The sequence below is a fragment of the Streptomyces silvae genome (assembly GCF_016745505.1).
GTDB classification, from domain to species: Bacteria; Actinomycetota; Actinomycetes; order Streptomycetales; family Streptomycetaceae; genus Streptomyces; species Streptomyces silvae.
In genome coordinates this window covers 12,510-36,703 of record NZ_JAERUC010000168.1, presented here as the reverse complement: position 1 = coordinate 36,703, position 24,194 = coordinate 12,510, and the positions used below count along the sequence as shown (strand labels likewise).

Below are 24,194 nucleotides of genomic sequence, written 5' to 3'. Positions count from 1 at the left end.
GCGGCTAGCGTCTGAGCCACCGGAACAGGCCGGGCGGTGATCAGGGAGACCTCTGTAGTGGAGCAGCGGGAAGTGCTGGGGGACGCCGTCATGACCAGGATCGGCCAGGCGGTCATGCTGCTCCACGCCGGGGACAGGGAGGAAGCCCGTAACCGGCTGGGGGTCATCTGGTCGGAGATCGGCGAGCGCGGCGCCGCCCTGCACCGCTGCACCCTCGCCCACTACATGGCCGACACCCAGGACGATCCCGGGGACGAGCTGGCCTGGGACCTCCGCGCGCTGACGGCCGCGGAGGGCCTGACCGGGGCGGCCGACGCAGACCCCGGCGGCGAGAGCGGGGACGCCTCCGCCGTGCGGGTCCTCATCCCCTCGCTGCACCTGAACCTGGCGGCGGACTACCTGGAGCTGCAGCGCTTCGAGGCCGCCCGGATCCACCTGGACCGGGCGTGGGACGCCGTCGGGGTGCTGGAGGACGACGGTTACGGCGGCGGGATCCGGGCCGCCATCGGCCGCATGGAGCAGCGCATGCGGGGGAGTGCGACGGGGGAATGAGGCGGGAGGGGCCGGCTCACGGTGCCGCTCCCGCGACGCGGGAGGCTCACGGTGAGGCTCCCGCGACGCGGGTCGGCTCACCGCACGGCTCCGCCGTGGTCGTTCAGGCGCCGGTCGTGCCGTCGATCCGTTCGCGCAGGAGGTCGGCGTGGCCGTTGTGGCGGGCGTACTCCTCGATCATGTGCGTGTAGATCCAGCGGAGGCTGAAGGGCGCGCCCCGCCTGCCCATGCCGACGGACGGATCGTCGAGGGAGAACCGTGCGGCGTTGGTCCGGGCCGCCTCGATCTCCGTCCGCCAGGTGGACCTGGCCTCGTCCCAGGTGTCCGCCTCGGTGAGGTGGAACTCCCCGTCCGGGTCCTCCTCCGTCCCGTAGACCGGCGGGAGGTCCTCACCGGCCAGCACCTCGCGGAACCACCCGCGTTCGTTCTCGGCCAGGTGCCGTACGAGCCCGAGCAGACTGAGCTCCGACGGGGGTACGGGCCGCTCCCGCAGCTGGGAGTCGGTCAGTCCCTCGCACTTCATGGCCAGGGTCGCCCGGTGGTAGTCCAGCCACCCCTCCAGCATCTGCCGTTCGCCCGCGTCGAGTGCGGGCTGCGACCGTTCCTGTGGTGTCATACGCGGCATCCTCGCGCAGGGAGGTTCCGCGGCGCCATCGCTCAGCCGGCCCGGGTGCCGAGCATTCCCCGCAGCAGTTCCGCGCACCCCGTGCGCAGCTCCTGCTCGGTCGGTACGGCCCGGTGGTAGGAACCCGCGGCGCAGGCGAACATCATGCCCTCCGCCCAGGCCACGACGGACAGCGCGTGGCGCTCCGGCTCGGCCGACCCCGCCGCCGTCATCAGGGCGACCAGCGGTTCGCGGAACCTCCGGCCCGCCTCGTCGTAGAACGTCCGGAGGGCGGGGCGCCGGGTGGCCTCCAGGGCGAGTTCGTAGCGGCACACCAGGAGATCGGTGGAGCCGGTCAGATAGCGGTGCAGGGCACGCGCCAGTCCCGCTGCGGCCCCATCCGGATCGCTGCTCGTGAGCAGCTCCCCGGGCGCGAGCACCCGCGCCTCCAGCTCGGCGAGTCTGCGGACCGCTGCCTTCAGAAGAGCCTCCCGGGTGCGGGCGTGGTTCGACGTCGAGCCCTGGGGGAGTCCGGCCCGCTCGTCCACCGCCCGATGGGTGAGCCCTCTCATCCCGCGCTCGGCGAGCAGGGCGAGCGCGGCGTCGGCGATCAGCTCGGCGCGTGAGGGGGCGGCCGGCCGAGCCTCTGGGGCGCTCTGCGCGGGCGCGGTCCGATCGGGGCCGGAACGCGCGGCGCGGGAAGGTGCAGTGCCGGAACGTGCGGCGCCGACAGGCGCGGTGCCGGAACGCGGGGGCGTGGAACGTGTGGGCATGGAACCAATCTACCGCCGCTACTACACCTGTAGTACCGTGGAGTACGCGCACTACAGGTGTAGTTCCGAGGAGGAGTGGTCAGTCATGACGACGTCCCGAGCGGTGGTCATCGGCAGCGGCATCGGCGGCCTCACCGCGGCAGCGGCCCTTCACCGGAGCGGCTGGCAGGTCACCGTGCTCGAACGTGCCGCCTCGCTGGAACCCGTCGGCGCGGGCATCAGCCTCGCCCCCAACTCCCAGCGCGCCCTCGACGTCATCGGGCTCGGCGACGAGGTCAGGTCCCTCGCCGCCTGGCAGGGTGACGGTGGCATGCGCACCCCGTCCGGGCGCTGGCTCGCCCGCACGGACAGCAACGCCGCCGCCGAACGGTTCGGCGGGCCGCTCGTCCTGCTGCACCGCTCGGTGCTCGTCGACCTGCTCCGCTCCCGGCTCCCCGAGGACGCCGTGCGCACCGGCACACCCGCCCGGCTCGTGGATCCGGGCCGCGCGGGCGGGAGCCCCGCCCTCGTCAGGACGGACGTGGGCGACATCGAGGCCGATCTGGTGATCGGTGCCGACGGCATCGGATCGGCCGTACGCACCGCGCTGTTCCCGCGCCACCCCGGCCCCTCGTACAGCGGGTTCACCACCTGGCGCGTCCTCGCCCCCGGCGTCGGCCGTGCCTTCAGCTCCCACGAGACCTGGGGCCGCGGCGAGCTCTGGGGGAGCCACCCGCTGAAGGACGGCGGGATCTACGCCTACGCCGCGGCGCTCGCCCCGGCCGGAGCCAGGGCGGCCGACGACGAGAAGGCGGAGCTGGTGCGCCGGTACGGCGACTGGCACGACCCGATCCCCGCCGTCATCGCCGCCGTCGAGCCGGACCAGATCCTGCGCCACGACGTGTACCACCTGACCGACCCGCTGCCGGCCTTCCACCGGGGCCGCACGGTGCTCGTCGGCGATGCCGCGCACGCCATGGGGCCGTTCCTCGGCCAGGGCGGGAACCAGGCCGTCGAGGACGCCGTCGTGCTCGCCCACCACGTCACGCCGGACGGCGACCTGGGAGCGGGCGTGGCCGCCTACAGCGCGGCCAGGCACCCCCGTACGACCGCCATGGTGCGCAAGGCCGCGCAGGTCTCCCGGATGGTCGGCCTGACCGGTGCTCCGGCCGTCGCCCTCCGCGACGGCCTCATGTCCGCGGTCTCCCGTCTCGGCCCCGGGCTCGTCCTGCGCACCTTCGACGGCATCTGCGACTGGCGGCCCCCGCAGCGCACGTATGCTGCCGGGACCAGGGGAGGACAGAGGACGCGACCGTGACCCGTCCCTGGTCAAGGCGACAGGGAGAACCTCGTGAAGGTCGGCTGCATCGGGCTCGGCGACATCGCGCAGAAGGCGTATCTGCCGGTACTGACGACCCTGCCCGGCGTCGAACTGCATCTGCAGACCCGCACCCCGGCCACCCTGGCGGCCGTCGCCGGGACACACCACATCCCCGCCCGGCAGTGCCACGAGGACCTCGACGGGCTGCTCGCGCAGGGACTGGACGCCGCCTTCGTGCACGCGCCGACCGCGGCGCACGCGGAGATCGTGGGCCGGCTGCTGGAAGCGGGCGTCCCCACGTACGTCGACAAGCCCCTCGCCTACGAACTCGCCGAGTCCGAGCGGCTGGTGGCCCTCGCCGAGGAGCGCGGCGTCGCGCTCACGGTCGGGTTCAACCGCAGGCTTGCCCCGTCGTACGCGCAGTGCGCCGAACACCCCCGCGAGCTGATCCTCCTCCAGAAGAACCGGGTGGGACTGCCCGAGGACCCGCGCACCATGGTGCTCGACGACTTCATCCACGTCGTCGACACCCTGCGCTTCCTGGTCCCCGGCCCCGTGTCCGGCGTCGTCGTGCGGGCCCGGATCGTCGACGGGCTCATGCACCATGTGGTGCTCCAGCTGTCCGGCGACGGGTTCACCGCCATCGGCATGATGAACCGGCTCAACGGATCGACGGAGGAGATCCTCGAGGTATCGGGCCAGGACACCAAGCGCCAGGTCCTCAACCTCGCGGACGTCGTCGACCACAAGGGCCAGCCGACGCTGCGACGGCGCGGCGACTGGGTGCCCGTCGCCCGTCAGCGGGGCATCGAGCAGAGCGTGCTGTCGTTCCTGGACGCGGTACGGGCCGGAGAGGTGCTCAGCGCCCGGGACGCCCTGGAGACCCACCGGCTGTGCGAGCGGGTGGTCCTGGACGCCGCGGAGCAGGCGTCCTGAAGGACCGCAGCCCCGCCGCTCCGAGGAAGACGGCCAGCACCGCCAGCGCGCCGTACACCGGCCAGGCGCCCAGCCGGACGTAGAGCGTGGTGCCCCGGGCGAGCGGTACGTCGTACACAGCGGCCTCGCTCGCGTCCGTACCGAGCGGCGCTCCCACCCGCTCGCCGCGTGGGCCGTACACCGCGCTCATCCCCGTGAGGGTGGCGTGCACCATGGGGCGGCCCGTCTCGGCCGCCCGCAGCGCCGCGAGCGAGGCGTGCTGGGCGGGCGCCCAGCTGTGCTGGAACGTCGAGGTGGACGACTGGGCGACCAGCAGCTGCGCCCCGTCCTTCACCAGCTGCCGGCTCATGTCGGGGAACGCCGACTCGAAGCACACCAAGGGGCCCACCCGCAGACCGTTCGCCAGCTCCATCACCACAGGGCCGCTGCCGCGCAGCCGGTCCTCGCCCGCCGCCTTGCCCACGGAGGTCGCCCAGCCGAGCAGCGCGCGGGCGGGGACGTACTCCCCGAAGGGGACCAGGCGCATCTTGTCGTAGCGGTCCCCGGTCGGGCCGTCAGGGCCCACCAGCACCGCGGACTTGAAGATCCCCGTACGGTCGGGGGCGTCCGTGCGCCGGGCGTCCATGTTGACCAGCACATCGGCCCCGGTCAGCCGCGACAGCGCCGCGACGCGGTCCGTCATCTCCGGGCTCCGGTTCAGATTGACGCCCACACTGCTCTCGCCCCAGACCACCAGGTCCACGTCCTGGCCCGCCAGCCCACGGGTCAGCTCCTCGCCGCGGGCGAAGCGGCGCTCGACGCTGCCGGGGCCCTCGACGACGCCTGGCTGCACCACTGCGATCCGGACCGTGCCGGTCTCCTGCGGGCGTGGCGCCCAGAGCACCGTCGCGCCCACGCCCAGCGCTCCCGCCACCAGGCACGCGACCCCCGCCGTACGGGCGGCCGGGACGGCGATCAGCACGGTGACGGCCGTGTTCGCGGCGACAACAGCCAGACTGACCAGCCACACACCGCCCACCGAGGCGACGCGCAGCGCCGGCGGGACGTCCCACTGACTGGCGCCCAGCAGCCCCCAAGGCCCGCCGAGTCCCTCCCAGGAGCGGACCAGCTCGATCATCAGCCAGCCGGAGGGCACGACGACCACGGCGGCCACGGCACGGCGGACGGACGGCGGGCCGCCGAGCAGCCGGGCCACGAGCAGGCCCCAGGGAGCCCACAGCAACCCCAGCAGCGCCGCCAGCACCAGGATGAACACATGGAGGCTCGGCATCAGCCAGTGGTGCACGGCGAGCATGAAGCCCGTACCGCCCAGCCAGCCGTCGACCGCCGCACGGCGCCCCGTGCCCGCCGACCGGATCAGCAGCAGCCACGGGACCAACGCGACGTAGGCGAACCACCAGAGCGAGGGCGCGGGAAACGCCAGGGCGGGAAGGGCGCCCGCGCACAGGGCCGCCGCGCCGCGCCCCGTACGGGAACCGAGCAGCCGCCCGTGCGGCTGCACCGTGTCCTCACCGGCCGGCCCGTCGGGACGCCGCTTGCGCCGCATCGGCATGCGTGCCCTCCTCGCCGGTCGTGCGCTCGGTGCCTGCGCTTGATCCGTGCCCGTGATCCGTGTTCTTGATCCCAGTGTGGTGCAGAAGATCAGCAGCGCACAGGGGGCATGCCGCCGCCACCGCGCGGACGTGTGCCCCGGGGGCCAGCGATCAGCCGGCCGCCGCGCCGGGCGCGTACCGCCATTTCCGGTGCGCGGTGACGGTGTGGATCCGCCAGCCCGGTTCCGTACGCCTGAGCTCGAAGACGTACCGGCCGCCGGTGACCAGGGCCGGAGCGCTCTCCCCGTCCCAGGCCTCGGGGCCCACCGGGCTGAGGTAATCGGCCCGCACCTGGGCCCGGTCCCCGGGATAGCCGCCCAGATCCTGGAGATCCAGGCGCCTGTTGACGATCAGGTGCTGGCGGGAGGGGAACGGGCGCAGGCTCTCGGCCAGCCACCGTGCGGCCTCGGCGGCCGGGCCCTCGGAACCTCCCGCGCCCCGGTAGTCGGCGTGGCCGTCCGGCGTGAACAGGGCGCCGTAGTCCTCCCAGGCGCCGTCGTCCACCGCCGCGGCGTAATCGGTGATCACTGCATCGATGGAGAGCCGGTCCATCACCGTCGCGAGAGCCACGCGCTGTGTCATCGCCCAAGTCTCGGCCGTCGGGAGCCGCACGCCAAGGGGCGCGTACGGCCCCGGCGGGGGCCCGGAGTCAGGTGGGGACGACGGCCACCGGGCCGAGGGCGTGCGTCACCGTCGTCTGCGCGACAGGGGACAGGCCGAGGCCGAGGGCCTCACCGCCCCTGCGCCGCCCGACCACGGTGAGCGCGGCGGTGGCCGATGCCGTGACCAGGGTGCGGGACGCGGATCCCCGGACCGGTTCGCGTACGACCTCCACCTGCGGGTACTCCTCCTGCCGCCCCGCGGTGAGCTCGGCGAGCGCGCGGGCCGCCGAGGCCGCAGCCGCCTCGCCGTCGAAGACCGGGCCGCCGGACAGCATCGACGAGAACATCGTCCAGCCGTGCACGAGCCGCAGCCGTGCGCCCGGCCTGGAGGCGGCCGCCTCGAAGGCGAAATCCAGGACCGCGCCGCTGCTCTCGTCGGCGGCGACCCCCGCGACGACGTCCGGGAAGGCGTCGGGCGGTTCCGCCTCGCCCTCGTCCCTTCCGCCGGTGTGGGCGACGACGACCGGGCACCGGGCCATGGAGGCGGTGGCCAGACTGTTGGATCCGATCATCAGCGAACGGAACCCGCCGAGACCACGGGACCCGACGGCCACCATCGAGGCGTCCCGGCTGAGCGAGGTCAGCGCCGCCGACGGGAAGTCCAGCGGGGTCAGCGTCGAGGTGGGCAGCTCCGGAGCGAGCCGGGAGGTCCGCAGCACGGCCTGCGCGAGCAGTTCCTCGGCCTCCCGCAGCGCTCTCTCCTCCTCCGCAGGCCTGGCAGGCATCCGGACGTGCACGATCAGCAGCGGCAGCCCCGTGCGCACCGCTTCCGCGGCAGCCCAGTCCAGCGCCTCCCAGCCGTGCTCGGAACCGTCCACCGCGGCGATGACGGGAAGGCGGTCGGCGGTCATGCAAGCCTCCAGGGCGGTCGGAGAGCTCCCGGGCCGAGGCGGACAGCCCCAGAACCGTGATTATGACCCGATTGTGCGCCCGGGGCCCGGCGGGGCACGGGTTCGTCGGCGTACGTGCGGGGGCGGGCGCCCATCCGCGTACGGCGGGCCTCACCGGCGTACGGGGGCGACTGTGCAGCGGACGTAACCCCGCCCGATCGCCCGGCGTGACACCCGGGAAACGGACGTTTCGTACGGTCGCGGTGTCAGCGTCCCCCAGGAAAGGCCGTCCATGACCGCGCCGAACCCGCAGCCGGACACCCCCGCCCAGGTGCGGACGGTCTGCTCGTACTGCGGTGTCGGATGCGGGATGGTGCTCGACATCGGCAGGGGCCCCGACGGCCGGCGCACCGTCCTGAAGGCCACGGGCGACAAGGCGCACCCCACGAACCGCGGGCGGCTCTGCACCAAGGGCGCGACGAGCGCGGAGATGCTGGCCGCCCCCGGCCGGCTGACATCGGCCCTGGTGCGGGCGGACCGCAGCGAGGAGCCCACGCCGCTGTCCATGGACGCCGCCGTCAAGGAGACCGCGCGGCGGCTGCGCGCGGTGGTCGACGAGCACGGGCCCGACGCGCTGGCCCTCTATGTCTCCGGGCAGATGACGCTGGAGGCGCAGTACCTCGCCAACAAGCTGGCCAAGGGCTTCGTCCGCACCAGCTGGATCGAGTCCAACTCCCGGCTCTGCATGGCCAGTGCGGGCAGCGGCTACAAGCTCTCACTGGGAGCCGACGGCCCGCCCGGCTCGTACGAGGACTTCGAGCACGCCGACACGTTCCTCGTCATCGGCTCCAACATGGCGGACTGCCACCCCATCCTCTTCCTCCGTCTCATGGAGCGGGTGAAGGCGGGCGCGAAACTCATCGTCGTCGACCCCCGGCGCAACGCCACCGCCGACAAGGCCGACCTCTTCCTCCAGATACGCCCGGGCACGGACCTGGCCCTGCTCAACGGTTTGCTGCACCTCCTCGTCGAGAACGGCCACACCGACCCGGAGTTCATCGCCGCGTACACCGAGGGCTGGGAGACCATGCCCGGCTTCCTGCGGGACTACCCGCCCGCCGCCGTGGCGGAGATCACCGGCATCCCGGAGGCGGACATCCGCCTCGCCGCCCGCTGGATCGGCGAGGCGGGTGAGTGGATGAGCTGCTGGACCATGGGCCTCAACCAGAGCACCCACGGCACCTGGAACACCAACGCCCTGATCAATCTGCACCTGGCCACCGGAGCGCTCTGCCGCCCCGGGAGCGGCCCCTTCTCGCTCACCGGCCAGCCCAACGCGATGGGCGGCCGCGAGATGGGCTACATGGGCCCGGGCCTGCCCGGCCAGCGCGCCCTGCAGTCCGACGAGGACCGCGCCTTCGTCGAGGAGCTGTGGGGGATCGCCCCGGGGACGCTCCGTACGGACGCCGCGGGCATCGGGACGATCGACATGTTCCGGCGCATGGCGGAGGGTGCGATCAAGGCCTGCTGGATCATCTGCACCAACCCGGTGGCCTCGGTGGCGAACCGGCGGACCGTCATCGAGGGGCTGGAGACGGCGGAGTTCGTCGTCACCCAGGACGTGTTCGCCGACACCGAGACCAACGCGTACGCCGATGTCGCGCTGCCCGCCGCGCTGTGGGGCGAGACCGAAGGCGTCATGGTCAACTCGGAGCGGAACCTCACGCTCGCCCGGCAGGCCGCCGACCCGCCGGGGGAGGCATGGCCTGACTGGCGGATCATCGCGCGGATCGCCTGCGAGATGGGGTACGAGGAGGCCTTCTCCTACAGCAGTGCCGAGGAGATCTTCGAGGAGATCAAGCGGGCCCACAACCCGAGGACCGGGTACGACCTGCGCGGAGTCAGCTACGAACGGCTGCGCCGGACCCCCGTCCAGTGGCCCAGTGCCACTCCGGACGGCCCGGCGCGCAACCCGGTCCGCTACCTCAACGACGGAGCCGGCGGACACCGGGCCGTACGCCCCGACGGGAGCGTGCCACGGCTGGAGTTCCCCACCGCGAGCGGCCGTGCGGTGTTCTTCGCCCGCCCGCACCTGCCGGCGGCCGAGATGCCCGACGACGACTTCCCCTTCGTGCTCAACACCGGCCGCCTGCAGCACCAGTGGCACACCCTCACGAAGACCGGCAAGGTCGCCAAGCTCAACAAGCTGAATCCCGGGCCCTTCGTGGAGATCAACCCGCAGGACGCGGCGGCCCTCTCGATCGCGGAGGGTGACCCGGTCGAGGTCGCCTCGCGGCGCGGCCGGGCCGTGCTGCCCGCCGTCGTGACCGACCGGGTGCGGCCCGGGGACTGCTTCGCGCCGTTCCACTGGAACGATCTCTTCGGCGAGTACCTCAGCGTCAACGCGGTCACCCACGACGCCGTCGACCCGGTGTCCTTCCAGCCCGAGTTCAAGGTGTGCGCCGTGACCCTGATGAAGGTCGCCGCCGTCGCGCCGGCCGCCGCGGACCTGCCCGCCCCGGGTCTCCCCGCCCCGGCATCCGTGGACGCCGGAGTGACGGCCCTCGCGGGGGTGTTCGGCATCGCCGGCACCGCCCCGCCCGTGCTGGCCGAGCACGAGCGGCGTTATCTGTCCGGGTTCCTCGCCGGCCTGGGGCCCGGGGCCGCCGGTACGCCCGTACTGCCGGAGCACGCGCCGTTCGCACCGGACCACGCCCTCTGGGTCAACGGGGTGCTGGCCGGCATGTTCTCCCGGGCGCCCGGCGGCTCCACGGACCCGGAGCCCGCCGGGACGGCGCGGGAGGCCGGTACCGCGTCCGGCCGGCAGATCGTGGTCCTGTGGGCGTCGCAGACCGGGAACGCCGAGGAGGTCGCCGCCGCGGCGGCCCGGCGGCTCGCCGCCGAAGGGCGGACGGCCACGCTCCTCGGCATGGACGACCGTCCCCTGGACAGCCTCCCGCGCCCAGCGGATCTGCTGGTCGTCACCAGCACGTTCGGCGACGGCGACGCGCCGGACAACGGCTCCGGCTTCTGGGAGTCGCTCAACGCGCCCGACACGCCCCGGCTGGACGGGGTTCGCTACGCCGTACTCGCCCTCGGCGACTCCTCGTACGACGACTTCTGCGGGCACGGCAGACGGCTCGACGAGCGGTTCGGGGAGCTGGGCGCCGTGCGGCTCGTCCCCCGTACGGACTGCGAACCGGACTACGAGGAGCCGGCCGGGCAGTGGCTCGACGACGTGTTCGCCGCACTGGGCACCCCGGCCGCACCTGCCCCTGATCCGGCTGCCCCTGATCCGGCCGCCCCGGAGCCCGCCGCCGGCGTCCCCGCCTCTCCGGCGCGCTCCGCCCGGGCGGCGAAGGCGGCGACCGGGCGGCTCGTGGGCAACGAGCTGCTCAGCCTGCCCGGCGCCACCAAGGAAGTGCGCCGGTTCACCTTCGACACGCAGGACAGCCCCGTCCCGCTCACGTACGAGGCGGGAGACGCGCTGGGTGTGGAGGCGCTCAACTGCCCCGGGCTCGTGGCGGAATGGCTCGCCGTCACCGGGCTCGACCCCGACGCCCCGGTCGATGTGCCGGGCGTCGGTTCCGTACCCCTCGGGGAGGCGCTCCACCGCCATCTGGACATCGCAAGGATCACCCCCGGACTGCTGCGCCTGGTCGCCGAACGCACCCACGACCGCACCCTCAAGAAGCTCCTGCGCCCCGACAACAAGGGCGAACTCGCCCAGTGGGCCTGGGGCCGGCAGGCCGTGGACGTCATCGCCGAGCACTCCGCCCGCGCCACCGCGGCCGAGTGGACCGGTGCCCTCACGCGTCTCCGGCCGAGGCTCTACTCCATATCCTCCAGCCCGCTCACCGATCCCGCCCGTGTGAGCCTCACCGTCTCCGTCGTCCGCTACGAGAACCGGCACGGCGTCGTCCGCAAGGGCGTGGCCTCGACCTTCCTCGCCGACGCGGAGGAGGGCAGCTCCGTCCCCGTATTCGTCCAGCGCGCCCCGCACTTCCGCCCGCCGGCCGACCCCGCCACCCCGATGGTGATGGTCGGACCCGGCACCGGAGTGGCGCCCTTCGTCGGATTCCTCGACGAACGCCGCGCGCTCGGCCACCGCGCCGCCAACTGGCTGTTCTTCGGCGAACAGCGCCGCGCCACCGACTTCTACTACCGCGACGAACTCGACACCCTGCGCCGCGACGGCACCCTCACCCGGCTGGACACCGCCTTCTCCCGCGACCAGCGGGCCAAGATCTACGTCCAGGACCGGATGCGCGAGCACGGCGCCCAGCTGTGGTCATGGCTCCAGGAGGGTGCCCACTTCTACGTCTGCGGAGACGCCTCCCGGATGGCGAAGGACGTGGACCGGGCCCTGCGGGACATCGCCGTGGCCCACGGAGGACTCCAGGAGGACGCGGCCGGCGCGTACGTCAAGCAGCTCGCCGCCGACAAACGGTACGTGCGCGACGTGTACTGAGCCGGACCGGCGGAGCCCGGCGACCGCTCAGCCCGCGAGCGAGCCCAGGACGTCCCAGGTCCGGAGGCGGTCGGCGTCCCCGGCGATCTCCGTGCCAGAGAACACCACCTCCGTCGCCCCGGCGTCCCGGTAGCGCCGTACCTCCTCGGCGATCCGCCGCTCGTCCCCGATCACCGCCACGTCGGCGGCCCGCCGGCCACCCGACAGCTCGATCACGCGGGCGTAGGAGGGGATCTGCTCGTAGAACGCGAGCTTCTCGGTCACCTTCTCGCGTACGGCATCGACGTCATCGGTGACCACCCCGTTCACCAGGGCGACGATGCGGGGCGCCGGCCGGCCGGCGGCCTGGGCGGCCGCGGTGACCGCCGGGACGATGTGCTCGGCCAGCGCGCGCGGGCCGGCGAGGTAGGGCAGGACCCCGTCGGCCAGTTCACCACTGACACGCAGGGCCTGGGGCCCCATCGCGGCGACGAGCAGCGGGACACCCTCCTCCGCACCGGGCACGCGGGCCGGGACCGGCGTGGTCGCGGTGATCAGTTCGCCGTGGAAGTCGGCGCTGCCCGTCACCGTCAGCTGCCGCAACGCGGTGAGGAACTCCCGCAGACGGGCGATGGGCCGCTCGAAGGGAATGCCGAACCCGCCCTCGGTCAGCAGCTTCGTCCCGAGGGCCAGCCCGAGGTGATAGCGGCCGTGCGTGGCCGCCTGAGCCGTCTGGGCCTGGCTGGAGACCACCAGGGGATGGCGGCCGAACACCGGGACGGCGGACGTACCCACCTGGAGGCCGGGCACCTCCCGGCCGACGATCGCCGCGAGCTGCGGTGAGTCGGCCCCGAAGGTCTGCCCGAACCAGGCCGACCGCAGCCCGGCGTCCGAAGCCTCGCGCGCGAGCCGCACGCTCGCGTCGACCTGGTTGTCCGCGTCGTTCGCCTGGAGCGTTACGCCTGTAGTCATGTCATTGAAAACGGACCTGGGCCACCCGCGCATTCCGTCCCCACGTGACAGTCGTCTGTCAGCCGTGTGAACAGGCTGCGGTCCGGCGGCCGGGACCGCCGTGGCGGGTATCGCCACCGCCTGCCTACGGGCAGCTCTCCTCGAACTTCACCGCGGTGAACTCCACGGGCTGACCCGTCAGCTCGGCGCCAGGGGCCGGGGACTGGGTGCACACCTGCCAATTGCTCTCCAACAGGACCATACGGTCCTCCGCCGCATCGGTCGTCGTGACCGACGTGCCGGAGTCCAGAGCTCCCCGGGCCGCCTTGACCGACTTCCCGACCAGATCCGGCATCTTCCCGGCCGCGGGCGCCGGAGCCTTGGCGTCAGCAGCCGGGCACGTCTCCTCGAGCTTCACCGCACCGAAGTCCAACTCGGTGTCGGTCGGCACGGTCTTGCCTGCCTCGACGCTCTGGGAGCACACCTTCCAGTTCCGGTCGAGGGCCTGGAGCCTGTCGCGCCCGGCGCTGTCGTGGGACTTCAGAAGGTAGAAGCCCTCTGCCTGGGCCCTGTCCTGCGCGGACTGCAGACCCATGCCGACGAAGTTCAGGACCGCCTTTGTCTCGGCAGGCTCCGTCTCCTCGTACGGTGTCGCGGTGGGCATCGCAGCGCTGGACTCGGAGGCGGCCGGTGTTGCGGGCTTGGGATCCGTGGCGGCCGGGTCGCAGCTGACCAGTGACACGGCGGCCGCACAGGCCAGGGCAGCGGTGATGGTGCGGTTCTTCAAGTTGTCCCCCCGGGAGCGGTTCGTGGAGGCATGACCGTAGCGGTGCGGTATGCGATGGGGGAGCGGGATGTTCCGGTGGTGACGGAGTTGTGACCAAGACGTGGGGGAAGGGTGGCGCCCTCGGCCGTCCACGACACGACAAACCCGGCGACATCAACGATCACTCCCGGGATACTGGTCGCCTATGGACGAAGTCGAAGTGGTCGTCGCCCACTCCGAGCGCGCGACGTTGCGCGTCGGCGAGGTGTTCCTGAAGGTGGACGCCGATCAGGCGCGCGTCGACGTCGAGGTTGAGGCGATGTCCCTCGCCCCGGTCCCGACCCCGGAGATCCTGTGGCGCAAGCCGCCCGTGCTCGCGATCGCCGCGGTCCCAGGAGCGACGCTCGGGCGCCTCGGTGCGACAGTGGCTGCTTACAGCGAGATTATCCGTTCATCGGACGTGAGCCCGCGGAGTGTCCAAAGTCCGTACAGAGCCAGCAGGGGTTTGGCGACCATCCACTCGCCTGGTCGGTAGTCATCCGCGCGCACGAGCTTCTCGGCCAGCTCAGGGCGCTGTCGCCGCAAGTAGGCGCGGGCTTTGAGCGCGTGAGCCGGCTGGGAGACGATTTTGATGCGATCGACGTCCTCGAGCAATGGGATCACGTTCGTGATGTTCTCCCATGTCGTTGTACTTTGATCTTCGAGGAGAACGGTGCCGTCGAACCCCAGTACCGACTTCGCGTAGTGAGCCAACAACTGGGCTTCCGCAGCGCAGCTGCTGGTCTCACCACCACTGAAGATCACACGAGTGTCTCGCGCGTTGTCAGCGGAGCGAACTCCGGCGCGGACTCGCCAGCGGTTGATGACATTCGCCGTCGGTTGGGGGTTCCGGTAGCCCAACACGACGACAGCTTCGGACGTGCCCCCGCCGCTTCCCACGAGGGCTCGGGACCAGCGCCAGTTCAGCCACTCGCCCCAGGTCAGGGCCGCAGCCCCAGCGATCGCCAGCCCTGTCCTTCGTCGCATACGACGACTCTAGGGCACGGCTACATCGGCACGGCCGGCCGATCAAACTGGGAGAAAAGTGGGAGACGACCCGCTCCAGGAGTCTCGAACGGCCTCCAGCTCTCTCCGGATACCTCCAGCCTCACGCTGGAGGTATCCCTACGGGTAACGCCCCGTCAGCCGGCTGACTCTCCCGCGTGCGGGCTCAGTACGCCCATCCCGATCAGGACGAACAGCAGGATGCCCAGGAGCACGCGGTAGATGACGAACGGCATGAAGCTCTTGGTGGTGATGAACTTCATGAACCACGCGATGACGGCATAGCCGACAGCGAAGGCGATGATCGTCGCGAAGATCGTCGGCCCCCAGGAGACGTGCCCCTCGCCCGCGTCCTTCAGTTCGAAGACGCCCGAGGCCAGCACTGCGGGGATCGCCAGCAGGAAGGAGTAGCGGGCGGCGGCCTCGCGGGTGTAGCCCATGAGCAGGCCGCCGCTGATCGTCGCGCCCGAGCGGGAGACGCCCGGGACCAGCGCCATCGCTTGGCAGAAGCCGAAGATCAGGCCGTCCCTGACCCCCAGCTCCTTCAGCGACTTGCGCTCCTTGATGGCCCGGTGCTTGCCGCCGGTCTCGTCGCGGGCGGCGAGCCGGTCCGCGATGCCGAGGATGATGCCCAGCACGATCAGCGTCGTCGCGATCAGACGCAGGTCGCGGAACGGCCCTTCGATCTGGTCCTTGAACGTCACGCCGAGCACACCGATGGGGATGGAGCCGATGATGACCAGCCACCCCATCTGGGCGTCGTGGTCGCTGCGCATCGAGGAGTTGGTCAGGGACCTGAACCAGGCCGAGACGATCCGGGCGATGTCCTTGCGGAAGTAGATGAGGACCGCGGCCTCCGTGCCGATCTGCGTGATCGCGGTGAACGCGGCTCCCGGGTCGTGCCAGCCCGCGAAGGCCGCGGTCAGCCGCAGGTGCGCGCTGGAGGAGATCGGCAGGAACTCGGTCAGTCCCTGAACGAGGCCCAGGACGAATGATTCGAACCAGCTCATGGGGCTTAGGCCATCCCGGAGGTACTCATGCAACGGCCGACGGACGCGAGGGCCGTCGGCGGCGTGCGGATGCGGTCAGAAAAGGGGACGGGACGCCACGGCCCCGGACATCCTCTGTCGGTTGCGCGCAGCGTATCGCCTACAGGTGAACAGACTCCCGCCTGCCCCTGGCTACGCCGTGCCGCCCGCCTCCGGCGCCGCCGCGCCGCCCGTACCGCCGAGCCGGTGCCGCCTGCGCCAGGCCACCAGGGCCGCACCCGCGCCGGACAGCACGATGAAGCCCATCGCGGCCAGGAACACCGGCGAGGTCGGGGAGGAGGCCGAGCTGCCCGCGATGACGTACGCGGCCGTGTTCGGGATGGAGCCGAGCCCGGTGGCCAGCAGGAACGGCGGATAGCCCATACGGGAGGTCGCCGCACAGTAGTTGGCCGCGGCGAACGGCACCCCGGGGAAGAGCCGCAGCGCCAGCATGGACCGGAACCCGTGCCGGCTCAGCAGTCCGTCCGCCGCCTTCAGGTACTTGCCGCGCAGGAGCGTACGGAGCGCGTCCTGTCCCAGCACTCTGCCGAGCAGGAAGGAGACTCCGGCACCCAGGACCGTTCCGGCGAGGGCCGCCGCGAGTCCGGCCTGCGCGCCGAAGAGCGCCCCGGCGGCCAGGTTGAGCAGCGGGCGTGGCACGAAGGCCACGGTGCACACGCCGTACGCGAGCCCGAACAGCATCGCCGCGGCGGAGCCGGTGAGTTGGGGTGGCCAGCCGGAGGCCAGCAACCGCTGTGGTTCGAACAGCAGCATCGTGGTGGCCGCGGCCAGGAGCATGGCCACGAGCAGGGAGAACCGGGACCAGGGGGAGAGCAGCGCCCTCGTACAGCGCACTGCGAGGCCACCGGAGGGCCGTGTTGCGGGGACGGGGTCGAACATCTGGGGAGCGTAACCGAAACATGTGTGTGATCGCCGTAATGTGCACCCCATGAGTCCACCGGCACCCCCTGCCCCCGTGGCACCCGAGAGCGCGCTCGCCGACACCGTCCTCTCCCGGCTCACCACGCTGTATCCGCAGGTGGCGGACCCCGTACGGGCGGCCGGAGCCGCGGCGTACATGAAGAACGTCGCCCCCTTCCTGGGAATCCCGACGCCGCGGCGACGGCTGGTCTCCCGGGAGGTCCTCGCGGGTACCGGGCGGCCGGACGAGGGCGACTGCACCGCGATCGCCCTGCGCTGCTGGGAGTTGCCGGAGCGCGAGTACCAGTACTTCGCGGCCGACTACCTGCGGCGCCACGTGGCCCGCTGTTCGTCCGGATTCGTGCCGGTCCTGCGCCATCTCGCCGGCACCGTGCCCTGGTGGGACACCGTCGACCTGCTCGCCGCCCATGTCGCCGGGCCGCTCGTGAGCGCCGATCCCGGGCTCGGGACGGTGATGGACCGGTGGATCGAGGACGACAGCGTCTGGATCGCCCGTACGGCGCTGCTCCACCAACTGCGCTACAAGGAGCGGACGGACGCCGAACGGCTCTTCCGCTACTGCCTGCTCCGCGCGGACCACCCCGACTTCTTCCTCCGCAAGGCGATCGGCTGGGCCCTGCGGGAGTACGCGAAGACCGACCCGGAGGCCGTACGCGGCTTCGTCGACGGAGCCCGGGACCGCCTGTCACCGCTCTCCGTGCGCGAGGCGCTCAAGAACATCGGCTGAACCGGGGCCCGCTGCGCCGGTGGCGTCCGCGCCGGAAAACCATTCGACGGCATCCCGCCGCTCCGCCATGATCGGAGACATGTTCCGGTACGCCTTCCTCGCAGCGCAGTCCGCAGTCGCGGACGCGCCGAAGGCTGCCGTGAGCCCTGCGGTCGCAGCCGCAGCAGCAACTGACGCAGCGTTCGCCGCTGCCGCAGCGCCCTTCGGCGGCGCCCGAAGCTGACCCTCCCCCGACAGTCCGGCGGACCCCGTAAGGGGAGGGTCGGCGGGGCCCTGGGGTCTTCTTCTCTCAGCTTCGAATTCCAAGGACGAGCCATGCCCAAGACGGCATACGTACGCACCAAGCCGCACCTCAACATCGGCACCATGGGCCACGTCGACCACGGCAAGACCACCCTGACCGCCGCCATCACCAAGGTGCTCAGCGACCGCGGCACCGGCACCTTCGTGCCGTTCGACCGGATCGACCGGGCCCCCGAGGAGGCGCAGCGCGGCATCACCATCAACATCGCGCACGTCGAGTACGAGACCGACACCCGGCACTACGCCCACGTCGACATGCCCGGCCACGCCGACTACATCAAGAACATGGTCACCGGCGCGGCGCAGCTCGACGGGGCGATCCTCGTCGTGTCCGCGCTGGACGGGATCATGCCGCAGACCGCGGAGCACGTCCTGCTGGCCCGTCAGGTCGGCGTCGACCACATCGTCGTCGCCCTGAACAAGGCCGACGCGGGCGACCCCGAGCTGACCGACCTCGTCGAGCTGGAGGTCCGCGAGCTGCTGACCGCGCACGGGTACGGCGGGGACACGGTGCCCGTCGTACGGGTGTCGGGCCTCGGCGCGCTCCAGGGCGACCCGCGCTGGACCGCGTCGATCGAGGGGCTGCTGGACGCGGTCGACACGTACGTGCCGATGCCGGTGCGCTACACCGACGCGCCGTTCCTCCTGTCCGTGGAGAACGTGCTCACCATCACGGGCCGCGGCACCGTCGTCACCGGCGCCATGGAGCGCGGCACGGTGCGGGTGGGGGACCGCGTGTCGGTCCTCGGGGCGGACGTCGAGACGGTCGTCACCGGTCTGGAGACCTTCGGGAAGCCGATGGAGTCCGCGGAGGCCGGCGACAACGTCGCGCTGCTGCTGCGCGGGGTCGAGCGTGACCGGGTCCGCCGCGGCCATGTGGTGGCGGCGCCCGGCAGCGTCACCCCGAGCCGGCGCTTCACCGCGCAGGTCTACGTCCTGTCGGGCCGGGAGGGAGGCCGGACCACGCCGGTCACCACGGGCTACCGGCCGCAGTTCTACATCCGTACGGCGGACGTCGTCGGGGACGTCGACCTCGGTGAGGCGGCGGTGGCGCGGCCCGGCGAGACGGTCACCATGACCGTGGAGCTCGGCCGTGACGTGCCGCTGGAGTCGGGCCTCGGCTTCGCGATCCGCGAGGGCGGCCGCACGGTCGGCGCCGGCACGGTCACCGGTCTGCTCTGAGGGCCGGGCGCGGCCCGCCACCCCACCCCGGGGAGGCGGGCCGCGCGCGGTGCAGCAGACTGGGGGCCATGGCAGACACAGCTCTCGTACTGGGTGCCGGAGGCGTCACCGGCACCGCCTGGGAAACCGGCATCCTGCACGGCCTCGCCAAGGCGGGCGTCGACCTCTCCACCGCCGACCTGATCGTCGGCAGTTCGGCGGGGGCCATCGTCGGGGCGCAGCTCGCGTCCGGACTCGTCGCGATCGGCGACCTCTACGAGCGGCAGCTCGCCGAACCGGAGAGCGAGAAGGGAGCGGCGGCCCGGCTCGGCCCCGTCACCGTCCTGCGGTACGCGAGAGCGGTGCTCTCCTCCCGAACGCCCGACGAGTACGGACGCAAGCTGGGCGCCCTGGCCCGCGACAGCCGGCCCGGAGCGACCGCCGCCGAACGGCGCGAGGCGATCGCGAGCCGGCTCCCGTCGCCCGAATGGCCCGAGCGGCACCTGCTGATCACCGCCGTGGACGCGACGACCGGCGCCCTGCACACCTTCGACCGGACCGGCACGGTCGCGCTCACCGACGCGGTCACCGCGAGCTGCGCCGTCCCCGCGGTCTGGCCCGTGGTCGGCGCGGGGGGCGGGAGCTGGATCGACGGGGGTGTGCACTCCCCGGCCAACGCCCAGCTCGCCTCCGGCTACGAACGCGTCGTCGTGATCGCCCCCACCGCCAGTGGCAACAAGGTGATCGTCTCGCCCCGCGCGCAGGCCGCCGAACTGGAGGCCGCGGGCGCCCGTGTCGAGGTCATCACCCCGGACGCCGCGACCCGTAAGGCCATCGGCCGCAACTCCCTGGACCCCGCACGGCGGGCCGCGGCGGCCAGGGCCGGACTCGCGCAGTCCGCCGCCCACACCGAGGCGGTCGCCGCGGTGTGGAACGGCTGATCCGGCGGGGTGGGGGTCCGGCTGCCGTCACAATGGGGGAGTGAACGAGCCCATACCCGTCATCCGCGACACCGACCGCGGCACCGCCAGGCTGCTGCCCGACGTCGACCGGGACCGGGCCTGGCTGCTCACGGTCGACGGCGCCCCGCAGTCGTACGTCGACCTCGACGAGCCGGAGCACCTGGAGTTCGAGTACGTACGGAGGCTCGGCCATGTCGTGGACCGGGCCGGCGCGCCGGGAGCACCGCTGGACGTGCTGCATCTCGGCGGCGGCGCCCTCACACTGCCCCGCTACGTCGCCGCGACCCGCCCCGGCTCGCGGCAGGACGTGGCGGAGGCGGACCGGGGGCTCGTCGACCTGGTCCATGAACATCTGCCGCTGCCCGCCGGGGCCGGTGTCACCGTGCACGGCGCCGATGCCCGGGGCCTGCTCGAAGACGCACCGGAGGGTTCGGCCGACCTCCTGATCGCCGATGTCTTCGGTGGCGCACGGGTGCCCGCCCATCTGGCCTCCGTGGAGTACGCGCGGGCCGCCGGACGCGTCCTGCGGACGGGCGGCGTCTACGCGGCCAACCTGGCCGACAGCGCCCCCTTCACCTTCCTGCGCTCGCAACTGGCCAACTTCGCCGAGGTGTTCGACGAGCTGGCCCTGATCGCCGAGCCTGCCGTCCTGCGCGGCCGGCGCTTCGGCAACGCCGTGCTGCTCGCCTCCCGCGCCCCGCTCGACATCGGACCGCTCACCCGGCTCTGCGCCGCCGACGCGTTCCCCGCGCGGGTCGAGCACGGTGCCGGGCTGGCCCGGTTCATGCGTGGCGCGAAGCCCGTGCGGGACAGCGAGGCCGTGGCCTCACCCGAGCCCCCCGACGGAGCCTTCAGTATCGGCTGACGACCGGGCCTGCTCCGGGACGCTGACCTTCGCCACCGTGCTGCGGCGCGTCAGATTCCGTACATCCGGGACGAACAGCACACCCGCCGTCACGAGCACGATCAGACCGGCACAGCCCCACAGGGCCGCGCCGCGCCCGACGAGCGTCTCCACCGGGCCGGCCGCCGCCGTGGCCAGCGGCACCATCGCGACCGAGCCGAACCAGTCGTACGCCGCCACCCGCGACAGCTTCTCCTCGGGGATCTCCTGGTGCAGGGCCGTCATCCAGGAGACCCCGAAGACCTCGATGGAGACACCCGTCACGAACATCACCGCGCAGAGGCCGGCCACCGGCAGCGGAATCGCGAGCCCCGCGGACGGCAGGGCCAGCGGGAACACGCAGAGCGTCCCTGCCAGCAGCAGCCGCCGGGGCTTCCACCGCATCATCAGCAGCGCCCCGCCCAGCGTGCCGACCCCGAACGCCGCCAGGGCGAATCCCCAGGGCCGGGCGCCTCCGAGCTCGTCCCGCGCCACCAGCGGCCCGTACACCGCCTCGGCGGCCCCGACGACGGCCACGACCACGGAGAACTGCAGCACGACGGCCCAGAGCCAGGGGCGTCCGACGACCTCGTGCCAGCCGTCCCGGAGATCGGCGAGCAGCCCGCCACCCGGTGCGCGCGCGGGGATGTGGCTCACGTCGAGGAAGGCCCGGAGCGCGCCCGCGACGGCGAACGCGGCGGCGTCGACCGCCAGCACCCAGCCCGGGTCCATGGCCGCGATCATGGCGCCGCCGAGCGCCGCGCCGCCGATGGCCGCGCCGTGCATCGACATCCGGAAGAAGGCGAAGGCGCGGGCCGCCTGTTCACCGCTGACGCTGGACATCAGCATGCCCTCGGAGGCCGGGCCGAAGAAGGCCTGCCCGGTGCCGCAGAGCGCCGTCAGCAGCATCATGTGCCACAGCTCGGCGCCGCCCGTGAGCACCAGCCAGGCGAAGACCGCCTGGGAGACGCAGTTGAGCGTGTTCGCGGCCACCATCACCCGGTGACGCGGCAGCCGGTCCGCGACCGCGCCGCCGATCAGCAGGAAGAGCACCAGTGGCGCCGTACGCGCGGCGGCGACCAGGCCGACCTCGCCCGCGTCGCCGCCCGACTCCAGAACCGCGAACGCCGCCGCGATCAGCGCGCCGTTGGTGCCCAGGCTCGTGATGATCGCGGCGGCGGTCAGAAGACCGAAATTGCGGCCCGCCGGCAGGGGGCGGAGGTCCGGCGAGGGGGAGGAGGCGGCGGAAGTCACCCAGGGACTATCCCCGCCCCGGCCCCCTCCCGCCAAATGGACGGTCCCGGCCGGGTGCCCCGGAGGCTCAGGACGTGGTGTCCGCGCTCTCCGCCAGACGCACCGTGCTGAGGATCTTCTGGATGGTGGCGTCCGGGAGTTCGTCGTCGACGCCGGCGTTGGCGTAGAGGATCCAGGACGAGTACTCGCCCTTGCCGTTCTTGAAGGTGAACGCGATCGACTTGCCGTCGGTGTCGCACTTGTTCTTGTTGGCCAGTCCGGTCGCGGTGGCCGTGACGACGCTGCCCGAGAGGCCCGACTCGGTCGTGTACGGCTTGGGCTTGCCGATCTTGACCTTGTCCTTCGGGTCCTCCTGCGCGTAGGCGGCCCAGACCCAGTTCGCGGCCTCGTTCGTCGCCGCCTGGTCCGTGCTCTTGGCGCCCTGCGCACCCTTGGTGCCGACACCGGCCAGGCTGGTGTCCTCCTGCTTGCCGTCCTTGTCCGAGTCGTCGCTGCACCATTTGGTCTTGAGGTGCGCGGGAGCGGAGAAGCCGACCGCCGGCGGGCCCGTGGGGTCCTTCACGTCCTCGAAGCCCGAGATCACGCCGGTGCCCGAGACCTCCCAGTCGCCGGGCACGTCGAACTGCGTGCCCCACTTGGGGTTGGTCACGACCTTCCAGCCCGGAACCGTCGGCGCGGCGTCCTCACCGCCCCGCGGGTTCGCCGCCGGGGCGGACGAGGACTCGGAGGCCTTCGCCGACGGGGACGAGGACGCCTTGCCCTCGGCGACGTCCGAGCCGCCCTTGTCGTCGTCCTTGTTCATGACCACGACACCGGTGACGACCGCCGCGACGACGACCACCGCGGCCGCGACGACGGCGACGATCGTCGTCTTCTTCTTGTCGTCCGGCTGCGGACCGCCGGGCCCGCCCGGTACGGCGTACTGCGGCACCGTGGGCTGCTGGTACGGGTTGGGCTGCGGGTAGCCCGGCTGACCCTGCTGCTGATATCCCGGCTGCTGATAGGGATTCGGCTGTTGGTACCCCGGCTGCTGGTACGGGTTCTGGTTCTGGTCCTGCGGGTTCTGCTCGCCCCCGGGCGGCTGCTGTCCTGGCCACATGGCCAGTAACCATAGAGGGGCGGGGCGTGCGCTGCTACGGGCGCCCCTGTGAGGGGATGGTCAAAGACTGCTACCCGCTAGTAACATCGCCGCCATGAGCACTGAAGAGATGACAGTCGGCGACATCCTGTCCGCGAGCGTCCCGATGGTCCGGACCCTCGGCATCACGTACCTCGAGACGACCGCGGAGCGCGCCGTCCTCTCGCTCCCCGACCGCGCCGAGTACCACAACCACCTCGGCGGACCCCACGCCGGAGCGATGTTCACGCTCGCCGAGTCGGCGAGCGGCGCGATCGTCGTCGCCGCGTTCGGCGACCAGATGGCCCGCGCCGTTCCGCTGCCCGTCACCACGGAGATGTCCTTCAAGAAGGTTGCCATGGGCGAACTCACCGCGACGGCGGTGCTGGGCCGCCCGGCGGCCGAGGTGGTGGCCGAGCTGGACGAGGGCAAGCGCCCGGAGTTTCCCGTGGCCGTCGAGATCCGCCGCGCCGACGGCGCCGTCACCAGCGAGATGAGCGTCGTCTGGACGCTGCGTCCGAACCGCTGACCCGCACCCGGCCCCGCGCGCCCCGCTCCGGGGGCCGCGGCGGCCGCTCCGGCCGTCCGGCCCGGTAGGCTGCCCGCCGTGCACCTCACGTGGTGCGCGGCCGCCAGATCTCTTACGGGAAGGACCCGCGTTGCACGTCCAGGAGTGGCTCGAGACCGTCCCCGCGGTCAGCATTTACCTCCTGGTGGGGGTCGTCATCGGACTCGAGAGTCTGGGTATCCCCCTGCCGGGCGAGATCATCCTCGTGAGTTCGGCGCTGCTCGCCTCCCAGCACGGCGACATCGATCCCGTGGTGCTCGGCGCCTGCGCGTCGGCCGGAGCGATCATCGGTGACTCCATCGGCTACGCCATCGGCCGCAAGGGTGGACGCCCCCTGCTGGCCTGGCTCGGCGGGAAGTTCCCCAAGCACTTCGGGGCACCCCAGATCGCCCTGGCGGAGCGGTCGTTCGAGAAGTGGGGCATGTGGGCGGTCTTCTTCGGCCGCTTCGTCGCGCTGCTGCGGATCTTCGCGGGGCCGCTGGCCGGCGTCCTGCGCATGCCGTACTGGAAGTTCCTCATCGCCAACGTGCTCGGCGGGATCGTCTGGGCCGGCGGTACCACCGCCGTCATCTACTCGGTGGGCGTCGTCGCCGAGGCGTGGCTCAAGCGCTTCTCGTGGCTGGGGCTGCTCGCCGCCGTGCTGATCGGCCTGGTCTCGATGCTGGTGCTGAAGAACCGGGCCAAGAAGGCCGCGGAACAGGCCGAGGGCCCGGTGCCGGCGTCCGAGCCCGACGTGGTCCCCGCGGCCGACTGAACCGGCGGGGCCCCGACTCCGTACGGGCCCGGCTG

General features: G+C 72.4%; 22 protein-coding genes and 1 pseudogene. 11 read left to right on the top strand and 12 right to left on the bottom strand.

What is annotated here, in order from left to right:
* Window positions 1–57: 57 nt before the first annotated feature.
* On the top strand, window positions 58–552 hold the full coding sequence (locus JKV81_RS26435; RefSeq protein WP_202078119.1) for a hypothetical protein: 495 nt from the start codon (window positions 58–60) through the stop codon (window positions 550–552).
* A gap of 103 nt (window positions 553–655) precedes the next feature.
* On the opposite strand, the gene JKV81_RS26430 is transcribed toward JKV81_RS26435, so the two are convergent.
* Together JKV81_RS26430 and JKV81_RS26425 are read right to left on the bottom strand one after the other, a co-directional pair.
* The gene (locus JKV81_RS26430; protein ID WP_129261133.1) at window positions 656–1,168 is read right to left on the bottom strand and encodes a DinB family protein; all 513 of its coding nucleotides are present in this window, start codon (window positions 1,166–1,168) and stop codon (window positions 656–658) included.
* 41 nt (window positions 1,169–1,209) lie between these two features.
* Window positions 1,210–1,929, bottom strand: coding sequence for a TetR/AcrR family transcriptional regulator (locus tag JKV81_RS26425; RefSeq protein WP_202078117.1), 720 nt, complete (start codon window positions 1,927–1,929; stop codon window positions 1,210–1,212).
* A gap of 85 nt (window positions 1,930–2,014) precedes the next feature.
* Here JKV81_RS26425 and JKV81_RS26420 point away from each other — a divergent pair, with 85 nt between their 5' ends.
* A complete protein-coding gene (locus JKV81_RS26420) occupies window positions 2,015–3,226 on the top strand; it encodes an FAD-dependent monooxygenase (protein WP_202078115.1) in 1,212 nt (403 codons plus the stop codon).
* Window positions 3,227–3,259: 33 nt separating this feature from the next.
* Window positions 3,260–4,165 (top strand): Gfo/Idh/MocA family protein, encoded by a 906-nt coding sequence (locus JKV81_RS26415; protein WP_129261127.1) that lies wholly within the window; start codon window positions 3,260–3,262, stop codon window positions 4,163–4,165.
* Here the strand turns inward: JKV81_RS26415 and lnt are convergent.
* The 3 genes from lnt to JKV81_RS26400 form a co-directional block, all read right to left on the bottom strand.
* The gene (gene lnt, locus JKV81_RS26410) at window positions 4,089–5,711 is read right to left on the bottom strand and encodes an apolipoprotein N-acyltransferase (protein WP_236057801.1); all 1,623 of its coding nucleotides are present in this window, start codon (window positions 5,709–5,711) and stop codon (window positions 4,089–4,091) included. The genes JKV81_RS26415 and lnt overlap by 77 nt on opposite strands.
* A gap of 157 nt (window positions 5,712–5,868) precedes the next feature.
* Window positions 5,869–6,339 (bottom strand): nuclear transport factor 2 family protein, encoded by a 471-nt coding sequence (locus JKV81_RS26405; RefSeq protein ID WP_202078111.1) that lies wholly within the window; start codon window positions 6,337–6,339, stop codon window positions 5,869–5,871.
* Between the two features lie 67 nt (window positions 6,340–6,406).
* Window positions 6,407–7,270 (bottom strand): universal stress protein, encoded by an 864-nt coding sequence (locus JKV81_RS26400; protein ID WP_202078109.1) that lies wholly within the window; start codon window positions 7,268–7,270, stop codon window positions 6,407–6,409.
* Window positions 7,271–7,541: 271 nt separating this feature from the next.
* Here JKV81_RS26400 and JKV81_RS26395 point away from each other — a divergent pair, with 271 nt between their 5' ends.
* Window positions 7,542–11,720 carry a bifunctional nitrate reductase/sulfite reductase flavoprotein subunit alpha gene (locus JKV81_RS26395; protein WP_202078107.1) on the top strand — a complete coding sequence of 1,393 codons (4,179 nt, stop codon included), beginning with the start codon at window positions 7,542–7,544 and terminating at the stop codon, window positions 11,718–11,720.
* A 27-nt stretch (window positions 11,721–11,747) separates the two neighbouring features.
* Here the strand turns inward: JKV81_RS26395 and JKV81_RS26390 are convergent, their stop codons facing one another.
* On the bottom strand, window positions 11,748–12,671 hold the full coding sequence (locus tag JKV81_RS26390) for an LLM class F420-dependent oxidoreductase (protein ID WP_202078105.1): 924 nt from the start codon (window positions 12,669–12,671) through the stop codon (window positions 11,748–11,750).
* Window positions 12,672–12,795: 124 nt separating this feature from the next.
* Window positions 12,796–13,437 (bottom strand): PASTA domain-containing protein, encoded by a 642-nt coding sequence (locus JKV81_RS26385; RefSeq protein WP_236057786.1) that lies wholly within the window; start codon window positions 13,435–13,437, stop codon window positions 12,796–12,798.
* A gap of 184 nt (window positions 13,438–13,621) precedes the next feature.
* Between JKV81_RS26385 and JKV81_RS26380 the strand changes: the two are divergent.
* Window positions 13,622–13,838 (top strand): annotated as a pseudogene (locus JKV81_RS26380) (aminoglycoside phosphotransferase family protein); the annotation flags it as partial.
* Window positions 13,839–13,848: 10 nt separating this feature from the next.
* Here JKV81_RS26380 and JKV81_RS26375 read toward each other — a convergent pair.
* The 3 genes from JKV81_RS26375 to JKV81_RS26365 all read right to left on the bottom strand — a co-directional run bounded on the left by JKV81_RS26375 (window position 13,849) and on the right by JKV81_RS26365 (window position 16,388).
* A complete protein-coding gene (locus JKV81_RS26375; RefSeq protein WP_202078103.1) occupies window positions 13,849–14,442 on the bottom strand; it encodes a YdcF family protein in 594 nt (197 codons plus the stop codon).
* A 155-nt stretch (window positions 14,443–14,597) separates the two neighbouring features.
* Window positions 14,598–15,470 (bottom strand): undecaprenyl-diphosphate phosphatase, encoded by an 873-nt coding sequence (locus JKV81_RS26370; RefSeq protein ID WP_129261100.1) that lies wholly within the window; start codon window positions 15,468–15,470, stop codon window positions 14,598–14,600.
* Between the two features lie 171 nt (window positions 15,471–15,641).
* On the bottom strand, window positions 15,642–16,388 hold the full coding sequence (locus tag JKV81_RS26365; protein ID WP_129261098.1) for a TVP38/TMEM64 family protein: 747 nt from the start codon (window positions 16,386–16,388) through the stop codon (window positions 15,642–15,644).
* Window positions 16,389–16,437: 49 nt separating this feature from the next.
* On the opposite strand from JKV81_RS26365, the gene JKV81_RS26360 reads away from it, so the two are divergent.
* The 4 genes from JKV81_RS26360 to JKV81_RS26345 all read left to right on the top strand — a co-directional run bounded on the left by JKV81_RS26360 (window position 16,438) and on the right by JKV81_RS26345 (window position 20,448).
* Window positions 16,438–17,157, top strand: coding sequence for a DNA alkylation repair protein (locus JKV81_RS26360; RefSeq protein WP_202078101.1), 720 nt, complete (start codon window positions 16,438–16,440; stop codon window positions 17,155–17,157).
* 315 nt (window positions 17,158–17,472) lie between these two features.
* Window positions 17,473–18,642, top strand: coding sequence for an elongation factor Tu (gene tuf, locus JKV81_RS26355; protein ID WP_202078099.1), 1,170 nt, complete (start codon window positions 17,473–17,475; stop codon window positions 18,640–18,642).
* Window positions 18,643–18,710: 68 nt separating this feature from the next.
* On the top strand, window positions 18,711–19,562 hold the full coding sequence (locus JKV81_RS26350; protein ID WP_129261094.1) for a patatin-like phospholipase family protein: 852 nt from the start codon (window positions 18,711–18,713) through the stop codon (window positions 19,560–19,562).
* A gap of 40 nt (window positions 19,563–19,602) precedes the next feature.
* Window positions 19,603–20,448 (top strand): spermidine synthase, encoded by an 846-nt coding sequence (locus JKV81_RS26345; RefSeq protein WP_129261092.1) that lies wholly within the window; start codon window positions 19,603–19,605, stop codon window positions 20,446–20,448.
* Here the strand turns inward: JKV81_RS26345 and JKV81_RS26340 are convergent.
* On the bottom strand, window positions 20,410–21,720 hold the full coding sequence (locus JKV81_RS26340) for an MFS transporter (protein WP_129261090.1): 1,311 nt from the start codon (window positions 21,718–21,720) through the stop codon (window positions 20,410–20,412). The two genes, JKV81_RS26345 and JKV81_RS26340, sit on opposite strands and share 39 nt — an antisense overlap.
* 67 nt (window positions 21,721–21,787) lie before the next feature.
* Window positions 21,788–22,819 carry a DUF8017 domain-containing protein gene (locus JKV81_RS26335; protein WP_124278267.1) on the bottom strand — a complete coding sequence of 344 codons (1,032 nt, stop codon included), beginning with the start codon at window positions 22,817–22,819 and terminating at the stop codon, window positions 21,788–21,790.
* A gap of 109 nt (window positions 22,820–22,928) precedes the next feature.
* Here JKV81_RS26335 and JKV81_RS26330 point away from each other — a divergent pair, with 109 nt between their 5' ends.
* Both JKV81_RS26330 and JKV81_RS26325 read left to right on the top strand, forming a co-directional pair.
* Entirely contained in the window at window positions 22,929–23,366 is a 438-nt protein-coding gene (locus JKV81_RS26330) for a DUF4442 domain-containing protein (RefSeq protein ID WP_124278888.1), read from the top strand.
* Between the two features lie 130 nt (window positions 23,367–23,496).
* Complete coding sequence (locus JKV81_RS26325; protein WP_129261088.1) at window positions 23,497–24,159, top strand: DedA family protein; 663 nt, start codon at window positions 23,497–23,499, stop codon at window positions 24,157–24,159.
* The last annotated feature ends 35 nt before the right edge of the window (window positions 24,160–24,194 follow it).

What these genes read in the sequence shown, in the direction of transcription:
- JKV81_RS26430 (WP_129261133.1), bottom strand. Translation starts at nt 1,168, where the DNA reads ATGACACCACAGGAACGGTCGCAGCCCGCACTCGACGCGGGCGAACGG.
- JKV81_RS26425 (WP_202078117.1), bottom strand. Translation starts at nt 1,929, where the DNA reads ATGCCCACACGTTCCACGCCCCCGCGTTCCGGCACCGCGCCTGTCGGC.
- JKV81_RS26420 (WP_202078115.1), top strand. Translation starts at nt 2,015, where the DNA reads ATGACGACGTCCCGAGCGGTGGTCATCGGCAGCGGCATCGGCGGCCTC.
- lnt (WP_236057801.1), bottom strand. Translation starts at nt 5,711, where the DNA reads ATGCGGCGCAAGCGGCGTCCCGACGGGCCGGCCGGTGAGGACACGGTG.
- JKV81_RS26405 (WP_202078111.1), bottom strand. Translation starts at nt 6,339, where the DNA reads ATGACACAGCGCGTGGCTCTCGCGACGGTGATGGACCGGCTCTCCATC.
- JKV81_RS26400 (WP_202078109.1), bottom strand. Translation starts at nt 7,270, where the DNA reads ATGACCGCCGACCGCCTTCCCGTCATCGCCGCGGTGGACGGTTCCGAG.
- JKV81_RS26395 (WP_202078107.1), top strand. Translation starts at nt 7,542, where the DNA reads ATGACCGCGCCGAACCCGCAGCCGGACACCCCCGCCCAGGTGCGGACG.
- JKV81_RS26390 (WP_202078105.1), bottom strand. Translation starts at nt 12,671, where the DNA reads ATGACTACAGGCGTAACGCTCCAGGCGAACGACGCGGACAACCAGGTC.
- JKV81_RS26375 (WP_202078103.1), bottom strand. Translation starts at nt 14,442, where the DNA reads ATGCGACGAAGGACAGGGCTGGCGATCGCTGGGGCTGCGGCCCTGACC.
- JKV81_RS26370 (WP_129261100.1), bottom strand. Translation starts at nt 15,470, where the DNA reads ATGAGCTGGTTCGAATCATTCGTCCTGGGCCTCGTTCAGGGACTGACC.
- JKV81_RS26365 (WP_129261098.1), bottom strand. Translation starts at nt 16,388, where the DNA reads ATGTTCGACCCCGTCCCCGCAACACGGCCCTCCGGTGGCCTCGCAGTG.
- JKV81_RS26360 (WP_202078101.1), top strand. Translation starts at nt 16,438, where the DNA reads ATGAGTCCACCGGCACCCCCTGCCCCCGTGGCACCCGAGAGCGCGCTC.
- tuf (WP_202078099.1), top strand. Translation starts at nt 17,473, where the DNA reads ATGCCCAAGACGGCATACGTACGCACCAAGCCGCACCTCAACATCGGC.
- JKV81_RS26350 (WP_129261094.1), top strand. Translation starts at nt 18,711, where the DNA reads ATGGCAGACACAGCTCTCGTACTGGGTGCCGGAGGCGTCACCGGCACC.
- JKV81_RS26335 (WP_124278267.1), bottom strand. Translation starts at nt 22,819, where the DNA reads ATGTGGCCAGGACAGCAGCCGCCCGGGGGCGAGCAGAACCCGCAGGAC.
- JKV81_RS26330 (WP_124278888.1), top strand. Translation starts at nt 22,929, where the DNA reads ATGACAGTCGGCGACATCCTGTCCGCGAGCGTCCCGATGGTCCGGACC.